26 protein-coding genes are annotated in these 21,502 nt (G+C 40.3%); all 26 read left to right on the forward strand.

All coding sequences use genetic code 11. From position 1 onward, the window contains the following. The first annotated feature begins 56 nt into the window (after nt 1-56). The 26 genes from rpsA to GPDM_RS09915 all read left to right on the forward strand — a co-directional run bounded on the left by rpsA (nt 57) and on the right by GPDM_RS09915 (nt 21,484). Nucleotides 57-1,202 carry a 30S ribosomal protein S1 gene (rpsA, locus tag GPDM_RS09790; protein WP_008431001.1) on the forward strand — a complete coding sequence of 382 codons (1,146 nt, stop codon included), beginning with the start codon at nt 57-59 and terminating at the stop codon, nt 1,200-1,202. A 22-nt stretch (nt 1,203-1,224) separates the two neighbouring features. Further along, nucleotides 1,225-2,259 (forward strand): type 2 isopentenyl-diphosphate Delta-isomerase, encoded by a 1,035-nt coding sequence (gene fni, locus GPDM_RS09795; protein WP_008431002.1) that lies wholly within the window; start codon nt 1,225-1,227, stop codon nt 2,257-2,259. Between the two features lie 93 nt (nt 2,260-2,352). After that, the gene (der, locus tag GPDM_RS09800) at nt 2,353-3,663 is read left to right on the forward strand and encodes a ribosome biogenesis GTPase Der (protein ID WP_008431003.1); all 1,311 of its coding nucleotides are present in this window, start codon (nt 2,353-2,355) and stop codon (nt 3,661-3,663) included. Between the two features lie 20 nt (nt 3,664-3,683). Then, nucleotides 3,684-4,703, forward strand: a complete 1,020-nt coding sequence (locus GPDM_RS09805; protein ID WP_008431004.1) for an NAD(P)H-dependent glycerol-3-phosphate dehydrogenase — start codon at nt 3,684-3,686, stop codon at nt 4,701-4,703. Nucleotides 4,704-4,790: 87 nt separating this feature from the next. Beyond that, nucleotides 4,791-4,994 carry a DUF2768 domain-containing protein gene (locus tag GPDM_RS09810; protein ID WP_008431005.1) on the forward strand — a complete coding sequence of 68 codons (204 nt, stop codon included), beginning with the start codon at nt 4,791-4,793 and terminating at the stop codon, nt 4,992-4,994. 45 nt (nt 4,995-5,039) lie between these two features. Next, nucleotides 5,040-5,714 carry a hypothetical protein gene (locus GPDM_RS09815; protein WP_050789208.1) on the forward strand — a complete coding sequence of 225 codons (675 nt, stop codon included), beginning with the start codon at nt 5,040-5,042 and terminating at the stop codon, nt 5,712-5,714. A 173-nt stretch (nt 5,715-5,887) separates the two neighbouring features. After that, the gene (locus tag GPDM_RS09820; RefSeq protein ID WP_006829858.1) at nt 5,888-6,160 is read left to right on the forward strand and encodes an HU family DNA-binding protein; all 273 of its coding nucleotides are present in this window, start codon (nt 5,888-5,890) and stop codon (nt 6,158-6,160) included. 257 nt (nt 6,161-6,417) lie between these two features. After that, complete coding sequence (folE, locus tag GPDM_RS09825; protein WP_008431007.1) at nt 6,418-7,002, forward strand: GTP cyclohydrolase I FolE; 585 nt, start codon at nt 6,418-6,420, stop codon at nt 7,000-7,002. A 21-nt stretch (nt 7,003-7,023) separates the two neighbouring features. Next, nucleotides 7,024-7,245: a trp RNA-binding attenuation protein MtrB gene (mtrB, locus tag GPDM_RS09830; protein WP_006829861.1), complete on the forward strand. Its 222-nt coding sequence runs from the start codon at nt 7,024-7,026 to the stop codon at nt 7,243-7,245. Between the two features lie 76 nt (nt 7,246-7,321). Next, nucleotides 7,322-8,098 carry a heptaprenyl diphosphate synthase component 1 gene (locus GPDM_RS09835; protein ID WP_008431009.1) on the forward strand — a complete coding sequence of 259 codons (777 nt, stop codon included), beginning with the start codon at nt 7,322-7,324 and terminating at the stop codon, nt 8,096-8,098. A gap of 5 nt (nt 8,099-8,103) precedes the next feature. Then, complete coding sequence (locus tag GPDM_RS09840; RefSeq protein WP_008431010.1) at nt 8,104-8,808, forward strand: demethylmenaquinone methyltransferase; 705 nt, start codon at nt 8,104-8,106, stop codon at nt 8,806-8,808. A gap of 17 nt (nt 8,809-8,825) precedes the next feature. Further along, nucleotides 8,826-9,800, forward strand: a complete 975-nt coding sequence (hepT, locus tag GPDM_RS09845) for a heptaprenyl diphosphate synthase component II (protein WP_008431012.1) — start codon at nt 8,826-8,828, stop codon at nt 9,798-9,800. 85 nt (nt 9,801-9,885) lie between these two features. Next, nucleotides 9,886-10,332 carry a nucleoside-diphosphate kinase gene (gene ndk / locus GPDM_RS09850; RefSeq protein ID WP_008431013.1) on the forward strand — a complete coding sequence of 149 codons (447 nt, stop codon included), beginning with the start codon at nt 9,886-9,888 and terminating at the stop codon, nt 10,330-10,332. A 184-nt stretch (nt 10,333-10,516) separates the two neighbouring features. Beyond that, on the forward strand, nt 10,517-11,689 hold the full coding sequence (gene aroC / locus GPDM_RS09855) for a chorismate synthase (RefSeq protein ID WP_008431014.1): 1,173 nt from the start codon (nt 10,517-10,519) through the stop codon (nt 11,687-11,689). Between the two features lie 2 nt (nt 11,690-11,691). Then, nucleotides 11,692-12,765, forward strand: a complete 1,074-nt coding sequence (gene aroB, locus GPDM_RS09860) for a 3-dehydroquinate synthase (protein ID WP_008431016.1) — start codon at nt 11,692-11,694, stop codon at nt 12,763-12,765. Then, nucleotides 12,765-13,148, forward strand: coding sequence for a chorismate mutase (gene aroH / locus GPDM_RS09865; RefSeq protein WP_008431017.1), 384 nt, complete (start codon nt 12,765-12,767; stop codon nt 13,146-13,148). Before aroB ends, aroH begins: the two co-directional genes overlap by 1 nt. Continuing rightward, entirely contained in the window at nt 13,145-14,233 is a 1,089-nt protein-coding gene (locus GPDM_RS09870) for a prephenate dehydrogenase (RefSeq protein WP_008431018.1), read from the forward strand. Before aroH ends, GPDM_RS09870 begins: the two co-directional genes overlap by 4 nt. Nucleotides 14,234-14,249: 16 nt before the next feature. Beyond that, nucleotides 14,250-15,533: a 3-phosphoshikimate 1-carboxyvinyltransferase gene (gene aroA, locus GPDM_RS09875; RefSeq protein WP_008431020.1), complete on the forward strand. Its 1,284-nt coding sequence runs from the start codon at nt 14,250-14,252 to the stop codon at nt 15,531-15,533. Nucleotides 15,534-15,620: 87 nt separating this feature from the next. Next, nucleotides 15,621-16,874 carry a tetratricopeptide repeat protein gene (locus tag GPDM_RS09880; RefSeq protein WP_008431022.1) on the forward strand — a complete coding sequence of 418 codons (1,254 nt, stop codon included), beginning with the start codon at nt 15,621-15,623 and terminating at the stop codon, nt 16,872-16,874. Nucleotides 16,875-16,888: 14 nt separating this feature from the next. Next, the gene (locus GPDM_RS09885) at nt 16,889-17,449 is read left to right on the forward strand and encodes a ReoY family proteolytic degradation factor (RefSeq protein ID WP_008431023.1); all 561 of its coding nucleotides are present in this window, start codon (nt 16,889-16,891) and stop codon (nt 17,447-17,449) included. Between the two features lie 9 nt (nt 17,450-17,458). Further along, complete coding sequence (locus GPDM_RS09890) at nt 17,459-17,911, forward strand: DUF2487 family protein (RefSeq protein WP_008431025.1); 453 nt, start codon at nt 17,459-17,461, stop codon at nt 17,909-17,911. 140 nt (nt 17,912-18,051) lie between these two features. Further along, a complete protein-coding gene (locus GPDM_RS09895) occupies nt 18,052-18,555 on the forward strand; it encodes a Rieske (2Fe-2S) protein (RefSeq protein ID WP_008431026.1) in 504 nt (167 codons plus the stop codon). 21 nt (nt 18,556-18,576) lie between these two features. After that, a complete protein-coding gene (gene qcrB / locus GPDM_RS09900) occupies nt 18,577-19,251 on the forward strand; it encodes a menaquinol-cytochrome c reductase cytochrome b subunit (RefSeq protein WP_008431028.1) in 675 nt (224 codons plus the stop codon). 40 nt (nt 19,252-19,291) lie between these two features. Then, nucleotides 19,292-20,074, forward strand: a complete 783-nt coding sequence (locus GPDM_RS09905; protein WP_008431029.1) for a menaquinol-cytochrome c reductase cytochrome b/c subunit — start codon at nt 19,292-19,294, stop codon at nt 20,072-20,074. Between the two features lie 63 nt (nt 20,075-20,137). Next, nucleotides 20,138-20,749, forward strand: a complete 612-nt coding sequence (gene lhaT / locus GPDM_RS09910; protein ID WP_008431030.1) for a lipoprotein heptaprenylglyceryl N-acetyltransferase LhaT — start codon at nt 20,138-20,140, stop codon at nt 20,747-20,749. 51 nt (nt 20,750-20,800) lie between these two features. Next, nucleotides 20,801-21,484, forward strand: a complete 684-nt coding sequence (locus tag GPDM_RS09915; RefSeq protein WP_008431032.1) for a zinc metallopeptidase — start codon at nt 20,801-20,803, stop codon at nt 21,482-21,484. Nucleotides 21,485-21,502: the final 18 nt, after the last annotated feature.

Genomic DNA, 21,502 nt, shown 5'->3' on the forward strand with positions numbered 1-21,502 from the left:
TTATTAGAGAATTCGAATAAAATAGAAGGTGGATAGTTTGTGAAGGAGGGCTACTTATGTCAGAGGAAACGAATATGATGGAAAACCGTGACTTCCAAACAGGAGATCGCGTTAAAGGGGTAGTAGCAAAGATTGAAGAAAAAGCAGTAACGGTAACAATTGAAGGGGCGCCATTTGATGGCATCATTCCGATTAGTGAGTTATCTAGCTTGCACATTGAAAAAGCTTCAGATTCAGTCGAAGTTGGAGATGAGTTAGAGTTAATCATCACTAAAGTAGAAGATGAAAATTTTGTTTTATCAAAACGTAAAGTTGATGCTGAACAAGCATGGGATGATTTGGAAACCAAGTTTAAATCAGGTGAAATCATCGAAGCCGAAGTAAAAGATGTAGTTAAAGGCGGCTTAGTTGTCGATTTAGGCGTACGCGGATTTGTTCCGGCTTCGCTAGTTGAAGATTATTTTGTCGAGTCTTTTGAAGACTACAAAGGAAAAGAACTTACCTTTAAAATTGTCGAAATGGAAAAAGAAAATAATCGATTAATCCTTTCTCATCGCGCAGTTGTGGAGAAAGAGAAAGAATCGCAAAAAGAACAAGTTATGGATAAAATCCATGCCGGTGATGAATTAAAAGGAAAAGTGCAGCGCATCGCTTCCTTTGGTGCTTTTGTTGACATCGGTGGAGTAGATGGACTTGTCCATATTTCTCAGTTATCGCATGAACACGTTGAAAAAGTTTCTGACGTAGTAACAGAAGGCCAAGAAGTGACTGTCAAAGTTTTATCGGTTGACCGTGATTCAGAACGAATTTCGTTGTCGATTAAAGATACGCTTCCTGGGCCGTGGGATGCTATCGATGAAAAAGCGCCAAAAGGTTCTGTTCATACCGGGACTGTTAAACGCTTAGTTAGCTATGGTGCATTTGTGGAAGTTCTACCTGGAGTCGAGGGGTTGGTTCATATTTCGCAGATTGCCCATAAACACATTGCCACGCCAAGTGAAGTATTAACAGAAGGCGAAAAAGTAGAAGTTAAAATTTTAGAAGTCAATAAAGCTGATAAGCGCTTGTCTCTAAGCATTAAAGAATTGCAAGAAAAACAAGGCGAGCAAGATTTCTCGAATTACGATATGCCTGAAGAGTCATCTGGTTTTTCAATCAGTGACGTCATCGGTGATAAACTAAAAGGTTTTAAATCGGAATAAGATGTCGAGAGCTGAACGTAAAATGGATCATATACAATTTGCTTTATCTACAGGACAAAGTAAAAAAAACATGTTCGATGATATTCGTTTTGTTCACCAAGCTTTGCCTAATACTGCGGTATCCGATATTTGCATAAAGCCAAAAACAGGTGATTTGAATTTACGATCACCTGTTTTTATTAATGCAATGACGGGGGGAGGCGGGCAAGATACTCAACAGTTGAATGGCTTATTGGCTCGCGTTGCTCGGGAGACAGGTATGGCTATGGCAGTTGGTTCTCAAATGGCCGCACTTAAAGATGCAAATGAGAGACAATCATACGCTGTGGTCAGGAAAGAAAATCCGGATGGGATTTTCTTTAGTAACCTTGGAAGTGAAGCTTCTGTGCAACAGGCAAAAGACGCAGTCGACATGATTGGAGCCAATGCGCTGCAAATTCACTTGAATGTTGTGCAAGAATTAACGATGCCAGAAGGAGACCGTGACTTTCGTGGTGCACTTGAACGCATACAAGCCATTAAAGAAGGCGTTAATGTCCCGGTAATCGTAAAAGAGACGGGGTTTGGTATATCGCGTGAAACAGCAGTGAAATTGCGTGATTGTGACGTTTCGGCGATCGATGTCAGTGGCTTTGGTGGAACAAATTTTGCTGCGATTGAAAACAAGCGTCGCCAAAAAAAATTGTCTTATTTTGAAGACTGGGGTATTCCAACGGCACCTGCAATTGTTGAAGTAAAGAGCGTTTTTGATAAAACTGTACTTGCTTCTGGAGGAATACAAGATGCCCGAGATATGATTAAGGCGTTTTTGTTAGGAGCTGATGCGGTAGGTTTAGCTGGCTCATTTTTAAAAGTCGCAATGCAAGAAGGCGAAAAACAACTAATTTCCGATATTCACTCGTTGTATGAAGATTTGGCTATGATGATGACAGCGCTAGGCGCTAAAAACTTAATGGAACTACAGAAATGTCCTGCAATAATAACGGGAGAATTTGCCCAATATTTAACTGCCAGAGGCTTTAATCCAGCTTCTTACGCATGTGTTACGAAAAACTGAATATTGCACATTTAAAGGGGATGGACATTTAACAGATGACATCGCCTTTTTCGTGTATAATAGGCATATCAGAAGTGGAAGGATGAATTTATTATGTCAAAACCGGTAGTAGCAATAGTTGGCCGGCCGAACGTTGGTAAGTCCACGATTTTCAATCGCGTGGTAGGAGAACGGGTTTCAATTGTGGAAGATATTCCAGGAGTAACGCGTGATCGTATTTACAGTTCGGCAGATTGGTTAACACACGAATTCAATATTATAGATACAGGCGGGATCGATCTTCGTGACGAACCGTTTCTTGAACAAATCCGTCAACAAGCAGAAATTGCTATGGACGAAGCAGATGTTATTATTTTTCTTGTAAATGGCCGCGATGGCGTGACCAATCAAGACGAACAAGTAGCAAAAATTTTATATAAGACAAAAAAACCAGTTATTTTAGCAGTTAACAAGATTGACAATCCCGATATGCGTCACATGATTTATGATTTCTATACATTAGGAATGGGTGAACCTTTCCCGCTTTCCGGGTCTCACGGTTTAGGACTAGGGGATTTGTTAGACGAAGTTGCTAAAAACTTCCCGCAAGACGACGATGAGGAATATCCTGACAATGTCATTAAATTCTCATTAATTGGTCGTCCAAACGTTGGTAAATCTTCTCTTGTAAACTCATTTTTAGGAGAAGAACGCGTTATTGTCAGTGAAGTAGCCGGAACAACGCGCGATGCTATTGATACGCAATATGAATACAATGAGCAACCGTACGTTATTATCGATACTGCTGGTATGCGTAAAAAAGGGAAAGTGTATGAAACAACTGAAAAATACAGTGTATTACGAGCTTTGCGTGCTATTGAACGCTCAGACGTTGTTTTAGTGGTCTTGAACGCAGAAGAAGGCATTCAAGAACAAGATAAGAAAATCGCTGGATATGCTCATGAGGCGGGTAAAGCGGTCATTATTATTGTCAATAAGTGGGATGCTATTGAAAAAGATGAAAAAACGATGAATGTTATGACGCGTAAAATTCGCGAGCATTTCTTGTTTTTAGATTATGCGCCAATTATGTTTGTTTCTGCAATCAGCGGCAAGCGCGTGCATAACATTTTAGAAATCGTTAACAAAGTAAACGATAACCATTCGAGACGTATTCAATCGAGCATCTTAAACGAAGTAATCGAAGATGCAGTTGCTATGAATCCAGCACCATCGGATAAAGGTCGTCGTTTGCGTCTTTATTATGCAACGCAAGTGGCTATCAAACCGCCAACATTTGTTGTCTTCGTTAATGATCCAGAAATGATGCACTTTAGTTATGAACGTTTCTTACAAAACCGAATTCGCGAAAGCTTCGATTTTGAAGGAACGCCTCTTCGTCTTATAACGAGAGCTCGTACTTAAGGTAAAGGTGGTTTTAGCTTATGGAAAAAGTTTCTGTATTTGGAGCAGGAAGCTGGGGAACCGCGCTGAGCTATGTATTGGCTCAAAACGGGCATGATTTATTGCTTTGGACACATCGTCAAGAGCAAGCTGATGAAATCAACCAGCATACAAACAAACGTTATTTAAAAGATACACAACTTCCGGAAAGTCTGAAGGCAACGAGCGATTTAACGCAGGCAGTTTCACACGGTGATATTTTCGTGTTGGCTGTTCCAACAAAAGCGATTCGTGAAGTTTGTCGAGATATTAAAAAAAATCTTAACCGAAAAATTTTGTTCGTGCATGTTTCTAAAGGCATTGAGCCGGATTCGTTAAAGCGTATCAGTGAAATGATTCGCGAAGAAATCCCAGAACAATGGATTGAAGAAGTGGTCGTGTTATCTGGACCAAGCCACGCCGAAGAAGTAGTTCAAGAACATCCGACAACTGTTACGGCTGCTTGTGAGAATACTGAAGCAGCTGTACGCATTCAGGATCTGTTTATGAATAGTTATTTCCGTGTTTACACAAATACCGATGTAATCGGTGTGGAAATTGGTGGAGCTTTAAAAAACATCATCGCATTAGCTGTTGGTATTACAGATGGACTAGAGTTTGGTGACAATGCAAAGGCAGCGATTATGACGCGTGGACTAGCAGAAATCGCTCGACTCGGTGTGAAAATGGGAGCAACACCTTTAACGTTCTCAGGCTTAACAGGTGTGGGTGATCTGATTGTGACATGTACAAGTGTCCATTCACGCAATTGGCGCGCAGGCAATATGTTAGGCAAAGGGAAATCCTTAGACGAAGTGCTTGAAGAAATGGGCATGGTAGTTGAAGGGATTCGGACCACGAAAGCTGCTTATCAGCTATCAGAAGCATATGATGTGCCGATGCCAATTACTGCTGCGCTTTATTCGGTGCTTTTTGATAATGTATCGACAGATGACGCAGTTGGAAAATTGATGGGCCGCACGAAAAAGAACGAAATGGAAGACCTAGTCGACTTGCTATAATTGTCACAAAAGAAGAGGATGCTTAAGGCAGACTCTTCTTTTTTTATGCTATACTATTGACTGAAACACTACGAAAGGCGGGCAATTATGAGTGCTTTAGACAAAATGTGGGTATCATTTGCCGGAATTCTTTTTTTACTACTTTCAATGGGTTTAATCTATTTAAGTAGGTACAAATTGCAAAATGGCATTCTTAAATTTATTTTTGCGCTAGTTGCATATATTTTGCTGATTCTTGGATTTTTCATCATGATATTCACGGTATTCAGTGGACCGACAGGTGGCGCTTGAGGTGAGAAAAATAAAAAAATATCAATATTATTTTTGTTGTTGTTAATGACTGGGGTTTTGGCGGCTTGTGGGTATCCGCAAAGTGAGAGAGCCGAAAATCAAGTTCCGTATGAAGACCAATTACTTACTGTGCAAAACGCTGTAAATCAGTACAGAGATGCAACAGGTGGCTTACTGCCGATTAAAACTCGGGATATGGATGTAGATCAATATATTAAGTATCCAATTGATTTTGCGAAAATTGTTCCTGCATATACTGCTGAAATACCAACCAATGCATTTGAAACGGGTGGGATTTTTCAATATGTCTTAGTGGATGTTGAAGAAAACCCGACCGTAAAACTGGTTGATTTAAAAGCTGCAGAGGCGATCAGATCAGTGAATGTACGCAAAAGCGCGAATGGAGGAAAAGCTCCAATCGCTGAGATATTGACCGATAATGTCTATAAATTTAATCACAAAGCAATGGGATTCTCTGAAGAACCAACGGTAGTTAGTCCATATAGTGGCAGAAACTTGCCGATGGTCATTACAGGAAGCGGAGACGTTTATATTGATTATGCAATGGACCTTTTTACAGAGATTCAAGAATATGAAGGCGAGTTAGAACCGGGTCAGGATATTCGATTTATTTTGTATGAAGACTATCCGGTTTTGCCAGCTTATTCACTTCCTTACACGATAAACGAAGAAAATGAACCAATTTTTTTAACAGAGTAAAAAACCTTGATTTAACGCGTTTTTAATAGAAATAGCTGCTTTTTAGAAAATTTTGTTAGCATTTGATATGTTTATTGGAAAAGTGGGCTGTTTGTTGTTGCTATGCGATTTTCGATGTGATACTCTTTTTACAGGATTGATGGTTGCATCCCCTTTGAGAGGAGGTGAATAGCATGAACAAAACAGAATTAGTGAACTCTGTTGCTGAAGCAGCTGAACTTTCTCGTAAGGACGCTGCCAAAGCAGTTGACGCTGCATTTGAGACGATTCAAGACGCTTTAACTAAGGGTGAAAAAGTACAGTTGATCGGATTTGGTAACTTTGAAGTACGCGAACGCGCGGCCCGCAAAGGACGTAACCCGCAAACTGGTGCTGAAATCGAAATCGCTGCAAGCAAAGTTCCTGCATTTAAGCCAGGTAAAGCGCTTAAAGACGCAGTGAAGTAAGCTTTAGCCTCTGTACATAGGATGACTTTTGCGAGACACAATCTTGCAAAAGTCATCCTTTTTTTGAGCCAACAATTTTGCGAAACACCCGTGCGTATGCTACGATTCATGTGAGAAAAGCGGAGGGAGCCGTCTCAGGTTCTTGAAGTTATAGATTGATGCTAGATTGATGCAAAACTAAATTCAGTTAAAAATATATGAGCAGCTTTATGGTTGCCAAACAAATAACCGATTTGTCTTCAACAGGGGGAAGCAGAGTGATAGATGTGAAAGCACAAAAAGTAGATCTTGATAAAATCGAGCAAGCCGTCTCGATGATTTTAGAAGCAGTTGGAGAAGACATCAGTCGTGAAGGGTTACAAGATACACCAAAAAGGGTAGCTAAGATGTATGCGGAAGTATTTTCTGGATTAAAAGAAGATCCAAAAGAATACTTCAAAACTGTTTTTCATGAAGGGCATGAAGAATTAGTGCTCGTCAAAGATATTCCATTTTATTCGATGTGCGAACATCATCTTGTGCCGTTTTTCGGTAAAGCGCATATTGCTTATATTCCTCGCGATGGAGTCGTAACAGGATTAAGTAAATTGGCACGTGCTGTAGAAACAGTTTCAAAACGTCCGCAGCTTCAAGAGCGTATTACTTCTTCGATTGCAGAGTCTTTAATGGAAACCTTAAATCCACATGGTGTTTATGTCATGGTGGAAGCAGAGCATATGTGTATGACGATGAGAGGGATTAAGAAACCAGGAGCGAAAACAGTAACAGCTGTTTCACGCGGAATTCTTGAAACCGATGCGGTAAAGCGTTCAGAAGTAATTACTTATATCAATATGAACTAAAACTATAAAGTAGGTGCGAGAATGGCTCAGACAGAATATATTATTATCCGTGCGCAAGAAGATGGCGTAAACGTTATTGGACTGACTCGGGGGAACGATACAAAATTTCACCATACTGAAAAATTGGATAAAGGCGAAGTGATGATCGCTCAATTTACTGAACACACTTCAGCAATGAAAATTCGTGGCAAAGCGGAGATTCATTCTGCCCATGGTATCGTTGAAAGCGAAGCCAAAAAATAAACGATATTAATGAAGGCAAGGCTATGCCTGTGATATACTAATGTAGTATGGCTAAATCATGAATGGAGCAAGCAGTATGAAGGGACATCAAATACAATCGAAAATCATCTCAATGGAAATCGAGGTCTTGAATGCTGTGCGACAGCGGACGCTCGATCAATTTACAGAAGGTCCCTCTGTCAAAGAGTCCCGTTTGTTTTTTTTACTATTGCCTTTTTTCAGCGGGAAAACTTGGTCGCCGGATATTGAAGCCTCTGCAAAAACGGTTTCCATTGTTTATGCCGCATTACATGCGCATGATCAAGTAAAAGAGGATGCTCCCATTATTAAAGAACAACAGCTAACCGTATTAGCTGGAGACTTATACAGTGGAATTTACTATCAAATGCTAGTCAACTCTAATAACATTGCGATGGTTCAACGACTGGCATCAGCTATTATTAAAGTGAGCGAAAGCAAAACTTCCTTTTTTGAAGAGGAATTCCGAACGGTAGAAGAAATGGAACAGGCAATTACCGTTATTGAAACTGAACTTTTAATGTCTTTTTATACATTTTATGGTTATACCGAATATGAAATGTTAGCTAAACAAGCGCTGCTCTATATCCGTTATGCTGAAGAGCTAAATCGATTGCAAGCTAACAATTATTCGCATTTTCTACGTGAGTTAAACACAAGTCTAGTCCATGAAAATTATACGAAATATTGGCTAACGGAAAAGTTGGATAGCCTGCATGAACAGATTTTGGCGTCAATCGCCGATTGTGCACTAGATTATGAATTGACACAATTTCTGCTCCATCAAATAACCCCGCACCAGCATAGAGCTGAGCAGCTGACCCGAGAAGGATGACTGATATGCCTAAAACGAAAGAACAGAGAGTCCACGAAGTATTCGAAAAAATATCTGAGAACTATGATCAAATGAATTCGGTGATCAGTTTCCAGCAACACAATAAATGGCGTGAAGACACAATGTTCAAAATGCAGGTGCCAAAAGGTGCCGCAGCTATCGATGTGTGCTGTGGGACGGCTGATTGGACCATTGCGTTAGGAAAAGCAGTAGGAGAGACTGGACAAGTAATCGGGCTCGATTTCAGCCAGAACATGTTAAATGTCGGGCATGACAAAACAAAAGACATGCCACAAATCGAATTGGTTCAAGGAAATGCCATGTCATTGCCATACCCCGATAATTCGTTTGACTTTGCAACCATTGGTTTTGGGTTACGAAATGTTCCAGATTACCGTCAAGTGCTTACGGAAATGCACCGTGTGTTAAAGCCGGGTGGCATGATTGCTTGTCTAGAAACATCCCAACCTGAAAATATCGTTTTCAAACCATTTTTTAGAATGTATTTCCGTTTTATCATGCCAGTTTTCGGTAAACTCTTCGCTAAAAGCTATAATGAATATTCATGGTTACAGGAGTCAGCGAAAACGTTTCCGGGTATGAAACAGCTTGCGAAATTGTTTGCTGAAGTTGGATTTGAAAAAGTGAAATACAAGCCTTATACAGGAGGCGCCGCCGCCCTCCATTTAGGTATAAAAAAAGTAAACTAGCGGGAGAAGGATTTTAAGTGGAAAAGATGAAGTTGAAATTGCTCTATTCCGATCTTAAACCGGAACTAGAAATGATCGAGAAAGAGTTGGAACAGGCAGTGGATTCCAAATCTCTCCTTTTAAATGATGCGTCTCTTCATTTATTGCAGGCCGGAGGGAAAAGAATCCGACCTGTTTTTGTTTTGCTTGCAGGAAAATTTGGGAATTACAATGTTGATGTGATGAAACAAGTTGCTGTGCCACTTGAATTGATTCATATGGCATCTCTCGTCCATGATGACGTAATCGACGATTCTGAAATTCGTAGAGGTCAACCAACCGTTAAAGCGCAGTGGAACAATAGTGTGGCGATGTACACAGGTGATTTTATCTTGGCGCGAGCGTTGGAGCACATAACTGAAATTGAATCTCCGCGTGTACATGAAATTTTATCTAAAACCTTAATTGAAGTTTGCCGTGGGGAAATTATTCAAATCCAAGACAAATACAGGCTCGATCAAAATTTACGTGATTATTTCCGGCGTATTAAACGCAAAACGGCATTGTTGATTTCCTCTAGTTGTGAACTGGGAGCGCTTGTTTCTGGAACTGATGAAAAAACGGCAGCACATTTGCGACGCTTTGGTTACTTTATCGGAATGTCCTTTCAAATAATTGACGACATCCTGGACTTTACTTCAACAGATGAAGAATTGGGGAAACCTGCGGGGAGCGATTTTATCCAAGGGAATATCACCTTGCCGATTTTGTGTGCGAGAAAAGATCCTGAACTGTATGCCATGCTAAAAGCGAATTTGAATAAAGATCTTTCAAACGAAGAAAGGTTTAAAGTAGTTGAAGCAATACGCAATAGCTCCGGGATTGAAGAAGCGAAAGCAATGAGTGAACGTTATTTGCAAAAGGCTTTGCGTGAGCTATCGTTCTTGCCAAAAGGTCAAGGTGTAAAAACAATGCGCAAAATTGCATTTTTTATTGGGAAACGAAAATTTTAAGTTGCTAGTTGACAAATGACTCGACAATGATAGTATTTTTTAAGGTGGGCAAAAAGCCCGAGCTTTTAATAGAGGAGTGTTTACATTGGAAAAAACATTTTTAATGGTTAAACCAGATGGCGTTCAACGCAACGTAATCGGAGAAATCGTCGCACGTTTCGAGAAAAAAGGATATCATTTAGCAGGTGCTAAATTAATGCAAATTCCTACTGAATTGGCTGAAGAGCATTACGGCGAGCACAAAGAACGTCCATTCTTCGGTGAATTAGTAGAATTCATCACTTCAGGTCCTGTATTCGCAATGGTTTGGGAAGGCGAAAACGTTATTTTGACTGCACGTCAAATGATGGGCGCTACTAACCCTAAAGATGCAGCTCCAGGAACAATCCGTGGAGACTTCGCAGTAACTGTTGGGAAAAACATGATTCACGGTTCGGATTCTGCTGAAAGCGCAGAACGCGAAATCGGCTTGTTCTTCAAAGAAGAAGAATTAGTATCATACGAAAAAACAATGAACAGCTGGGTTAACTAATTTACCCTATGAAAAAGCCGTCCCATATGGGGCGGCTTTTTTTGTTGAATATGAATATTTGATGAAGATAAAATTTTCAATTGATTGAAGTTTCACTTTATCTAATTTTAATATAGAATTGAAGAAATATCTTATGGTATAGTGGTACATAAATACTTTAGCACGTTGAAGGGAGAAAGTGTAAATGCGTTATTTAACAGCAGGAGAATCACACGGTCCGCAATTGACTGCCATCATAGAGGGGTTGCCGGCGCAGTTGCCTTTAACGGCAGAAATGATTAATAAAGAATTAAAAAGACGCCAAGGCGGACACGGACGCGGCAGAAGAATGCAAATCGAGAAAGATACGGTTGAAATTGTTTCTGGCGTTCGACACGGCAAAACTTTAGGTTCTCCTGTCGCTTTAGTCGTCAAAAATGACGATTGGAAACATTGGACCTCTATTATGGGAATTGAACCAATTGAAGAAACGGAAGAAGTGAAACGTCAAATAGCACGTCCACGCCCAGGTCACGCCGATTTAAACGGTGGGATGAAATATGGTCACCGCGACCTTCGAAATGTCTTAGAACGTTCGTCAGCGCGTGAAACAACTGTGCGAGTAGCAGTTGGGGCAGTTGCAAAACAATTATTAGCAGAACTTGGGATCAAAATAGTTTCTCACGTTACAGAAATTGGTGGGATTAAAGTAAATCCTGAAAGTTACATTGGGAAGTCAGCAGATGAAATTCGAGAAATTGTTGAAAATGATGCTGTTTATTGTGCTGATCCATCGGTTACAAAAGAAATGACTGATTTAATCGATCAAACGAAAAAAAATGGAGACTCTATTGGGGGCACAGTAGAAGTTATCGTAGAAGGTATGCCAGCAGGTATTGGTAGCTATGTACATTATGATCGTAAGCTAGATGCGAAACTCGCTGCTGCTATTATGAGCATTAATGCTTTTAAAGGCGTCGAGTTCGGTTTAGGGTTTGAAATGGCGAGAAAGCCTGGTAGTGAAGTTCATGATGAAATTTTATGGGACGAAGAAAATGGATATACGCGTAACACTAATAATTTAGGCGGATTTGAAGGTGGTATGACGACAGGTATGCCAATTATTGTAAGAGGTGTAATGAAGCCGATTCCTACTTTATACAAACCACTAAAAAGTGTAGATATTGAAACAAAAGAACCGTTCCAAGCAAGCATTGAACGTTCAGATAGTTGTGCAGTACCGGCAGCTTCAATTGTTGCGGAACACGTTGTAGCTTGGGAAGTGGCAAATGCATTATTAGATCAGTTTGACGCTGACCAAATGCCGCGTTTGGTTGATAACTTGAAAAACTACATGAATTACACGAAGGAGTTTTAAGCATGAAGCAATTGCAGGTCGAAGCTGATCATCCTTATCTTGTCCATATTGGTGCCGGAGCATTCGATTTGTTTGCGGATACTTATCGCCCCTTACTAGATGCAGCTGACCAGATTGTGGTTATCGCAGATGAAAAAGTGGCCGAGCTTCACTTACAATATTTGTTGAATTATTTAACGGATTGGGACATTCGTGTATTAACGATTCCTGCCGGGGAAAGTGCGAAATCTGTGGAGACCTTTATGGCCTGCCACAGCTTTCTTCTATCTGAAAACTGTTCTCGAAATTCGTTATTATTAGCATTTGGTGGAGGAGCTACAGGAGACGTTGTAGGATTTGTCGCTTCGACATTTATGCGCGGCGTACCCTTTATTCAGCTTCCGACAACAATCTTGGCACATGATAGTGCAGTGGGCGGAAAAACAGCGATCAATCACGAGTTAGGCAAGAATATGATTGGGACGTTTTATCAACCGAAAGCTGTTTTGTACGACAGTGGATTATTAAGCACTTTACCACCTGGAGAAGTTCGTTCTGGAATGGCGGAAGTGATCAAACACGCTTTTATTTCTAATGAACAGTGGCTATCAGAACTATTAGCAATCGAAGATTTTAGTCTTTTGACAGAGGATGAATTGAACCGTCATTTAGAAAAAGGAATTGCTGTTAAAGCAGCAATTGTTGAAGAAGATGAATTTGAAGGTGGCGTCCGGAAATACTTGAATTTTGGTCATACTTTAGCTCATGCGATAGAAGGCCATCTAGGCTATGGTGAAATTACACATGGCGAAGCGGTCGTTCTTGGAATGTCTTATGCGTTATTGTTATCAGAGCATAAGAATTTGGCTGAGTTTGTTCAGTGGTCAAAGGTCAACAAGTATCCGCTCCACTTGCTAAAGGAAATTCAGTTTGAAGCATTATTGCCATATATGAAAAAAGATAAAAAGTCATCAAAAGGAAGACTGAATTTTGTTCTTCTAGAACAGACGGGTCATCCATATGTGGACAAAATAGATGAACAGCGTGCCTTTGCAGCATACGAAAAATTAGTTTCACAGATAGGAGAAGTGATTTGATGATACGTGGAGTAAGAGGGGCAATTACGGTTACTGCAGATCAGGCGGAAGAAGTGCTAAAAGAAACAAAACGTCTAGTTTTGGAAATGGCCAAAGAAAACAAAATTGATCCAGAAGATGTCGCATCAGTCATCATTTCAACAACAACTGATATTTCGTCAGCTTTTCCTGCAAAAGCCGTTCGAACAATAGAAGAATGGAATTATGTGCCGGTCATGTGCACACATGAAATGGACGTTCCTGGCAGTATGCCTTTATGTATTCGTGTCATGATGCATGTAAATACCGAGCTAAACCAAAAAGAAATTCATCACGTATATTTAAATGAAGCGACAAAACTACGTCCGGATCTATCAGCAAAAAGCCAGGTGATTTCAAAGTGACCAAACACATATTAATCATCGGATTGGGCTTAATCGGGGGATCATTGGCAAAAGCGCTTCAGCGCAACAAGGATATCCATGTTGCGGGCTATGATTCAAGTGCATTAACAGCACGAAAAGCTTTTAAGATGGGTATCATACATAGTTCACCGCCATCACTTGAGCAAGCTGCAGCGGAAGCCGATGTTATTGTTTTTGCCACACCAGTAGGTGCAACGATCAAGTTGATGGAGCAAAGTAAGTACTGGAATTTAAAAGACGATGTTATTTTGACAGACACGGGAAGTACAAAATTGCAAATCATGGAAGCTTCTAAAAAGCTGAATCACCTGTTTATTGGTGGTCATCCAATGGCAGGTTCGCACAAAAGCGGTGTCGAAGCTGCAAAAGAAGTGCTTTTTGAAAATGCATTTTATATTTTAACGCCTGACGAAAAAACGGATGAAAAAAGTCTTCAGTTTCTTAAAGATTTATTGTCTGTAACAAAAGCCAAGATTAAAGTGTTAGCAGCAGAAGAACATGATCACATGACGGCTGTAGTCAGCCATTTTCCGCATTTGATCGCAGCGTCACTCGTTCATCAATTAGACCAAGAAGAGAAATTCCCTTTTGCACGGCAATTGGCTGCAGGTGGTTTTCGAGACACTACACGGATTGCCTCGGCAAATCCGGAAATGTGGCGAGATATCACCACTCAAAACAACGCCATGATTGTTCATCAATTAGACAACTGGATGCAGCAAATGGAACAATTAAAAGAAATGCTTCAACAAAATGATCCAGAACCCATTGAACAATTTTTCAATCACGCAAAAATTGTGAGAGATGAGCTCCCGATTGCTGGTCACGGGGCAATGTTCTCTGTATTTGATTTGTACATAGATATACCAGACGTACCAGGTATTATTTCTGAACTGACGGGTTATTTAGCAGAAGAACACATTAGCATTGTCAATATTCGGATTTTAGAAACACGTGAAGACGTATTTGGTATTCTGGTCATTAGTTTTCAAACAAACGAAGACCGTCTGCGTGCACAAAAATGTATTTCGTCAAGAACAGTTTACGATACATATATTTCCTGAGAGGGTGGATGACTCCATGGCATTATCGTTAGCATTTAAAAAACCAAGCTTAAAAGGTAGCATACAGGTCCCGGGAGACAAATCTATTTCTCATCGGGCCATCATGTTCGGATCAATCGCAACAGGCACCACCACAGTAGAAGGCTTTCTTATGGGTGATGATTGTTTAAGTACAATTTCTTGTTTTAGAAAACTCGGCGTGAAAATTGATGTTACAGACGACTTAGTCACCATTCAAAGCGAAGGTGAAGCGTCTTGGAAAGAGCCGTCTGAAGTTTTGGATACAGGAAATTCTGGAACGACTACTCGCTTAATGCTGGGACTATTAGCTAGCACATCGTTTCATTCCGTAATGGCTGGGGATGAGTCGATTGCTAAACGTCCTATGAAGCGCATTATCAATCCACTTCGTGAAATGGGTGCGGATATTCGCGGACGACAAGATGGACAATTTACACCGTTAGCAGTTCAAGGAACTCAGTTAAAAGCAATTGACTATACATTGCCAGTTGCAAGTGCGCAAGTAAAATCTGCTATTCTTCTAGCAGCTTTAAAAGCGGATGGTCAAACGGTCATTCACGAACCTATCGCATCTCGTGATCATACTGAAATTATGTTGGAACATTTTGGCGCAACAGTTAATCGTGAAAATCACGTAATTAAGCTCGAAGGTGGACAAAAGTTGACGGCAGCTCACGTTCAAGTTCCTGGAGACATTTCGTCTGCAGCGTTTATGATTGGAGCGGCATTGATCACAGAAGATAGTAAAGTCACTCTTACAAATGTAGGGATTAATCCAACACGTACAGGTATTTTAGATGTAGTTGAAAAAATGGGCGCTGTAATTGAAATAGAAGAAAAAGAAACTGCGGGTGAACGCTCAGCTGACTTAACCATTTCTTCTAGCACTTTAAAAGGTACCGAAATTAGTGGTGATCTCATCCCGCGTTTGATTGATGAGATTCCGCTGATCGCTTTAATTGCAACGCAAGCGGAAGGAACGACTGTGATTAAAGATGCTGAAGAATTACGCGTAAAAGAAACAGATCGCATAGCTGCTGTTGTGACTGAATTGTCGAAAATGGGCGCGAATATCGAAGCAACCGAAGATGGCATGATTATTCACGGACCAACCGTTTTGTCGGGTGCTGAAATGACTTCTTATGGAGATCACCGTCTTGGCATGATGGCAGCCGTAGCAGCTTTAGTAGCCTCGGATGAAGTTGCGATTGACGACCCAGAATGCATTTCGATTTCGTATCCAAACTTTTTTGAACAACTGAATTTACTGACAAATTAACTCTCCATTTTGGAGAGTTTTTTTATTATGATAATAGCTACATTTCGTGTAGGATGAATGTAAGAATGTGAAGGAATAGGTGATAGTATGGCGAATATTGAACAAATACAAAAAGCAGTGGAACAAGGAGATCCTAATCTTCTAAACACTTTACTAGATGATTATTTACTTAAAGGTGATCCAGATGAGCAATATGGTTTATCTGAATGGCTAGCAGAAATAGGCTTTGTCGAGGAAGCCATTAAAGTACTCGAACATTTACAATACATCTTTCCTGAAGAAGCCCAACTGACGATCGACAAAGCCAATTTGTTAATTGATGCTGACCGCGAAGATGATGCATTAAATGCCTTGATGGAAATTCCGAAAGACGATGAATTGTATGCTCAGGCGCTTGTAACCTTAGCTGACTTGTTCCAACTACAAGGTTTGCTTGAAGCGGCTGAGAATCGTTTGAACGAAGCGATAGACTTAATGCCAGAGGAACCCCTTTTGCAGCAAGCAAAAGCGGAACTTTTGCTAGATTCTGGACGTTATCTTGAGTCGGCTAAAATTTATCAAGAGCTTGAAGCACAGCATGTGGTCATAGAAGGAGTCAATATTTCTGAACGACTAGCTGAAGTATATAGTGCAGGAGCGGCCTATGAAGAAGCGCTGCCTTATTATGAAAAAGCGCTTGAAGACTTAGCAACGCCAGATGTGTTGTTTGGCGCGGCATTTGCGGCATTCCAAACGCGTCAATACGAGATGGCTGTACGTCGCCTCGATGAATTAATCGGCATTGATCCAGATTATTTTTCTGCGTATTTATTAAAAGCACAAAGCTACAATATGGCAGAAGACTATCAACCTGCTTATCAAGCAATAAGTGAGGGTCTTGCTAGAGATGAATTTGATAAAGAGTTGTATTTATTCGCCGGCAAACTTGCTTTAAAACTTGGGAAAGCAGAAGAGGGTGTGGAGCATCTTCGTCAAGCAATTGCATTAGACCCAGAGTACATGGAAGCAATTTATACATTAGTATCTTACTTCCATGCGCAAGAACAAGATGAAGAAGTTCTTGAGTTGGCAGAAATGGTAGTTGAAAGTGGCGATGACTGGGCAGGTCTTTACCCAATGGTAGCAGAAGCCTATGAACGCACAGAAAATTATAAGCAAGCAACAGTTTACTACGATAAAGCTTATTCGTCGTTTAAAGATGATGCGGATTTTTTGAAAAAATATACCTTATTTTTAATAGAAGAAGGAAAAAGAGAGCGCGCTCTCGAAATAATAAAAGAACTGCAAGTGCTAGAACCAGAAAATCCAGAATGGTTTGATTGGCAGCAGTCTTTTGAATGAAAGGAGGAAATTTCATGACCGCTTCAGTATCAGTAGGTGAAAAAAAGCAATTTGTCCGTTGGTTCTTACAATCATACAAGATGAAAAGACGTGAATGCATTTGGATTTTAAATTATATGTTGAGCAACGAAGACCTGCTTGAAAAAACCCATTTTGTTGAAGAAGCGCATTATTGTCCACGTGCAATGGTCATGTCCTCAACAGATTCAAAAGAAATTCCTTTTCGCTTTTATAAAGGGAATTTAATGACCGCGGATGCAGAAAAATCATTTCATGATTTGCGTCTAAATCCCGATGAACATTTGTATATCCAATTGAATTTTCCTAACATTCCTCCGCCGACATTGTATTTATCGGTATTGGAAGAAAATCCATATATACCTGAAGATGCATCTATCGATGAACAAGATCGTCAAATTGCTGAGGGAATTTTAAAAGAAAGTATGTCTGTTTTCCATGAGGAAACGATTTACAGACAAATTGACGAAGCATTAGATGCTAATGATCGCGATCGCTTTTTTGAACTGTCGGCGATATTGCAGGCGTTCAAAGCCATTAAAAAAGACGGAGAGTGAAAATACGCTATGCATTTTATCGGCAAAGAAATTGATCAATATTTGAGCCAACAAGATTATATAGATACAGCTGTTGTACCACTTTTGCAATTAGATTTAAGTGAAACAGGGATGAAATCCAGTGCAGGCGCTTCCGAATACTTGCAAAACTTAACTGCTCTACTAGAAAAACAATTTAAAGGGCGGATACTTTTGCTTCCGCCTATTTCTTATGGCAAAATAGCAAATCGTCAACGAATTGCAGATGAACTGTTGGAAGAATTACAGCATACGAAGTTTAAACATATCTTTTATTTAACAACGGATTCAGAATGGCGAATGATTGATAGCCTGAAAAATGTTTTATGGCTTCCGGCAATTCCGATGGAGGATATGGACCAATCCTTCAAAAACTCAGTCATGGAAGACCAATTGAGACAGGTATTGCCGCTATTTACAAAAGAATGGTCACATCATTCATGAAATGTTCACAAACTGCTTGAATAGGCTATATGCGATATTGACCTTAAGATTTGATTGATATATCATTAGGTTGTCCTAGTAATTATATTTGAATGAGTATGTCCATTGGACTGACCTTGAATGTTAGAGGGGGGAAAAGGATGAGTAATAATCGTGTATCACGACGTCAATTTTTAGGCTACACTTTAACTGGTGTAGGTGGTTTCATGGCAGCAGGTATGTTGATGCCAATGGTTCGTTTTGCAGTAGACCCGATTCTTCAGCAACATGAAGGCGGAGACTACGTTTTAACTGATCAAGCTGTAGCTGATATTACGGAAGAGCCAGTACGTGTCGACTTTACATTTGAACAAACAGACGCATGGTACAAATCTGAAGTAACAAATTCAGCTTGGGTGTATAAAGAAGGCGATAAACTAATCGCACTTTCACCAGTTTGTAAACATTTAGGATGTACAGTAAACTGGGCGGGAGATCCAGAACACCCGACACAATTCTTCTGTCCATGTCACGCAGGCCGTTATGAGAAAAACGGACAAAACATCCCGGGAACACCGCCGCTTGGACCACTCGATGAGTACCAAGTTAAAGAACAAGATGGTTTTGTTGCAATCGGCGCAGTAAGAGACAACACATTAGTTTAATAGTTAGGGGGTACGACACCAGTGCTAAACAAGTTATATGATTGGGTTGATGAGCGATTAGACATTACGCCTATCTGGCGTGATATTGCTGACCATGAAGTACCTGAGCACGTAAACCCCGCACACCACTTTTCAGCATTTGTTTATTGTTTTGGGGGACTTACGTTTTTCATTACAGTAATTCAGATCTTATCCGGTATGTTCTTAACAATGTATTATGTGCCAGATATTGAAAATGCTTGGCAGTCGGTTTATTATCTTCAGAACGAAGTTGCTTTTGGAGAAATCGTGCGTGGGATGCATCACTGGGGAGCTTCTCTTGTAGTTGTTATGATTTTCCTTCATACACTACGAGTATTCTTTACAGGTTCTTATAAGAAACCTCGTGAGCTAAACTGGGTAGTAGGTGTACTACTATTCGGCGTAATCCTTGGATTAAGTTTCACAGGTTACTTGCTTCCATGGGATATGAAAGCTTTATTTGCAACAAAAGTTGGGATTGAAATTGCAGCATCTGTACCGGTAATCGGTGAATCGATCAAAATTCTATTAGCTGGGGATTCAACTATCCTTGGTGCACAGACTTTGACACGCTTCTTCGCTATCCACGTCTTCTTCTTACCTGCAGCGTTGCTTGGGTTGCTAGCTGCTCACTTTATCATGATTAGAAGACAAGGTATTTCAGGACCGCTATAATTCATTCTGCAACAAGGATTTTTTTAAGGAGGGAACACTTATGCATCGCGGAAAAGGGATGAAATTTGTAGGGGATTCGCGTGTTCCGAGTATGGAATTCCGTAAGCCGAATGTTCCTAAAGATTACTCCGAATACCCTGGTAAAACAGAAGCTTTCTGGCCAAACTTCCTTTTGAAAGAATGGATGATTGGTGCAGTCTTCTTAATCGGTTATCTGCTTTTGACGGTTGCTCATCCTTCACCTCTTGAAGGTCAGGCTGATCCAACAGATACAGCATATATTCCTTTACCAGACTGGTATTTCTTGTTCTTATATCAATTATTGAAATACGAATTTGCATCCGGTCCATTTAACGTGGTTGGAGCCATCATCATTCCAGGACTTGCTTTTGGAGCACTTATGTTGGCACCATTCTTAGACCGCGGTCCGGAAAGACGCCCTTCAAAACGCCCGTTGCCTACAGGATTTATGATTCTTGCGATCGCATCAATCATCTTCCTAACATGGGAATCAGTAGCAAACCATGACTGGGAGGCTGCTGAAGCACAAGGGAAAATTACACAAGAAGTGGAAATTGATACAACTGACCCAGGATATGAAATTTATGCTGGCGCCGCTTGTATTAGTTGCCACGGAGATAACTTAGAAGGAGCCGTTGGACCAGCACTTACGGGTACTGGCTTATCTCCTGAAGAAATCTCTGAAATTGCTAAAAATGGTATTGAAGAAGGCGGAACGTTAGTGATGCCTGCAGCTTGGGATGGAACAGATGAAGATCTGCAAGTTCTAGCTGAATTTATTTCAGGCCTTGAAGCAGAATAATAACTAATAGAAAAAGAGTCGGGAAACCGGCTCTTTTTTTCTATCTTGAAAGGAAGAAAACCAATGCTTTCCTTTGCGATTAAAATTTCTACTTGGTTAATGTACCGTCCATTTTTAATCTTACTTTTTGTAGTAAACTTGGCGGGTTCGATTTATGGATACATATGGTATGGATGGCAACTAAAAATCACAAATCCGAAGTTTCTAGTATTTGTTCCAGATAGTCCGACAGCGAGCTTGTTTTTCACAATCGTCCTTGGATTGTGGATTTTTAGGAAGCGAAATCGATTAATTGAAGCTTTAGCTTTTGTTACATTGATTAAATATGGCTTGTGGGCTGTTGTCATGAATTTACTTACGTTGTGGGAGGTAGGATCAATTGGTTGGATTGGCTGGATGTTAATAGGCTCTCATTTTGCGATGGCATTGCAGGCGGTTCTTTATATTGAACATTACCGTTTTGGCTGGCTATCTGTCGCTTTAACAGCTGTTTGGACTTTGCATAACGATGTAATCGATTATGTCTTTGGTCAAATGCCGATATACAGTAGATTAAGTGAGTATAGTAGCCAAATTGGTTACTTTACATTCTGGCTTTCCATTGTTTGTGTCGGATTCGCCTTTTATGTCGCTCATTTAAACAAATCACAATCCATTTCAGTTGACCAATATTGACTAATTTAAGTAAAATAAGAGTATCAAGTAGAAAGAGGTGTTGATTTAGACATGGGTATAGGCGGTTATATCTTCTATTTTATCCTTTTGCTGATCATCCCACTGTGGGCTCAATTTAAATTAAAGAGAACGTATGCTAAATACTCGAAAATTCGCTCTACATCTGGTCACACAGGTGCACAAGTAGCACGGATTATTTTAGATGCTAATGGCTTACATGATGTTAAAGTAACAGAAAGTCGCGGAATGTTAAGCGACCATTATAATCCGTTAACAAAAATTGTGGCATTAAGCAGCCATAACTATCATGACGCTTCGGTCGCAGGTACAGCTGTTGCAGCACACGAAGTTGGACATGCGATACAAGATGCAGAAGCTTATGCTTTCTTACGTTTGCGTCATCGTCTTGTGCCAATCGTTAACGTATCTTCGAATATGTCATGGATCTTTATTATGATTGGTTTCTTTTCTGCATGGAGCGGCGCGTTATTAATCGGTATTATTTTATTGGCAGCTGGAGTGGTTTTCCAGTTGATAACTTTGCCGGTTGAATTTAATGCTTCGAGTCGTGCGATGGATCAACTCCTGTCACATAATATAATTCGCAATGAAGAAGAACGCGATGCGAAGAAAGTATTAAGCGCAGCAGCAATGACATATGTAGCAGCGACAGCAGTTGCAGTACTCGAGCTTGCACGATTGATTTTAATCTATACAGGTATGCAACGTTCATAAAAAAACGGCCCAATAATG

Source organism: Planococcus donghaensis MPA1U2, from assembly GCF_000189395.1.
GTDB lineage: Bacteria > Bacillota > Bacilli > Bacillales_A > Planococcaceae > Planococcus > Planococcus donghaensis_B.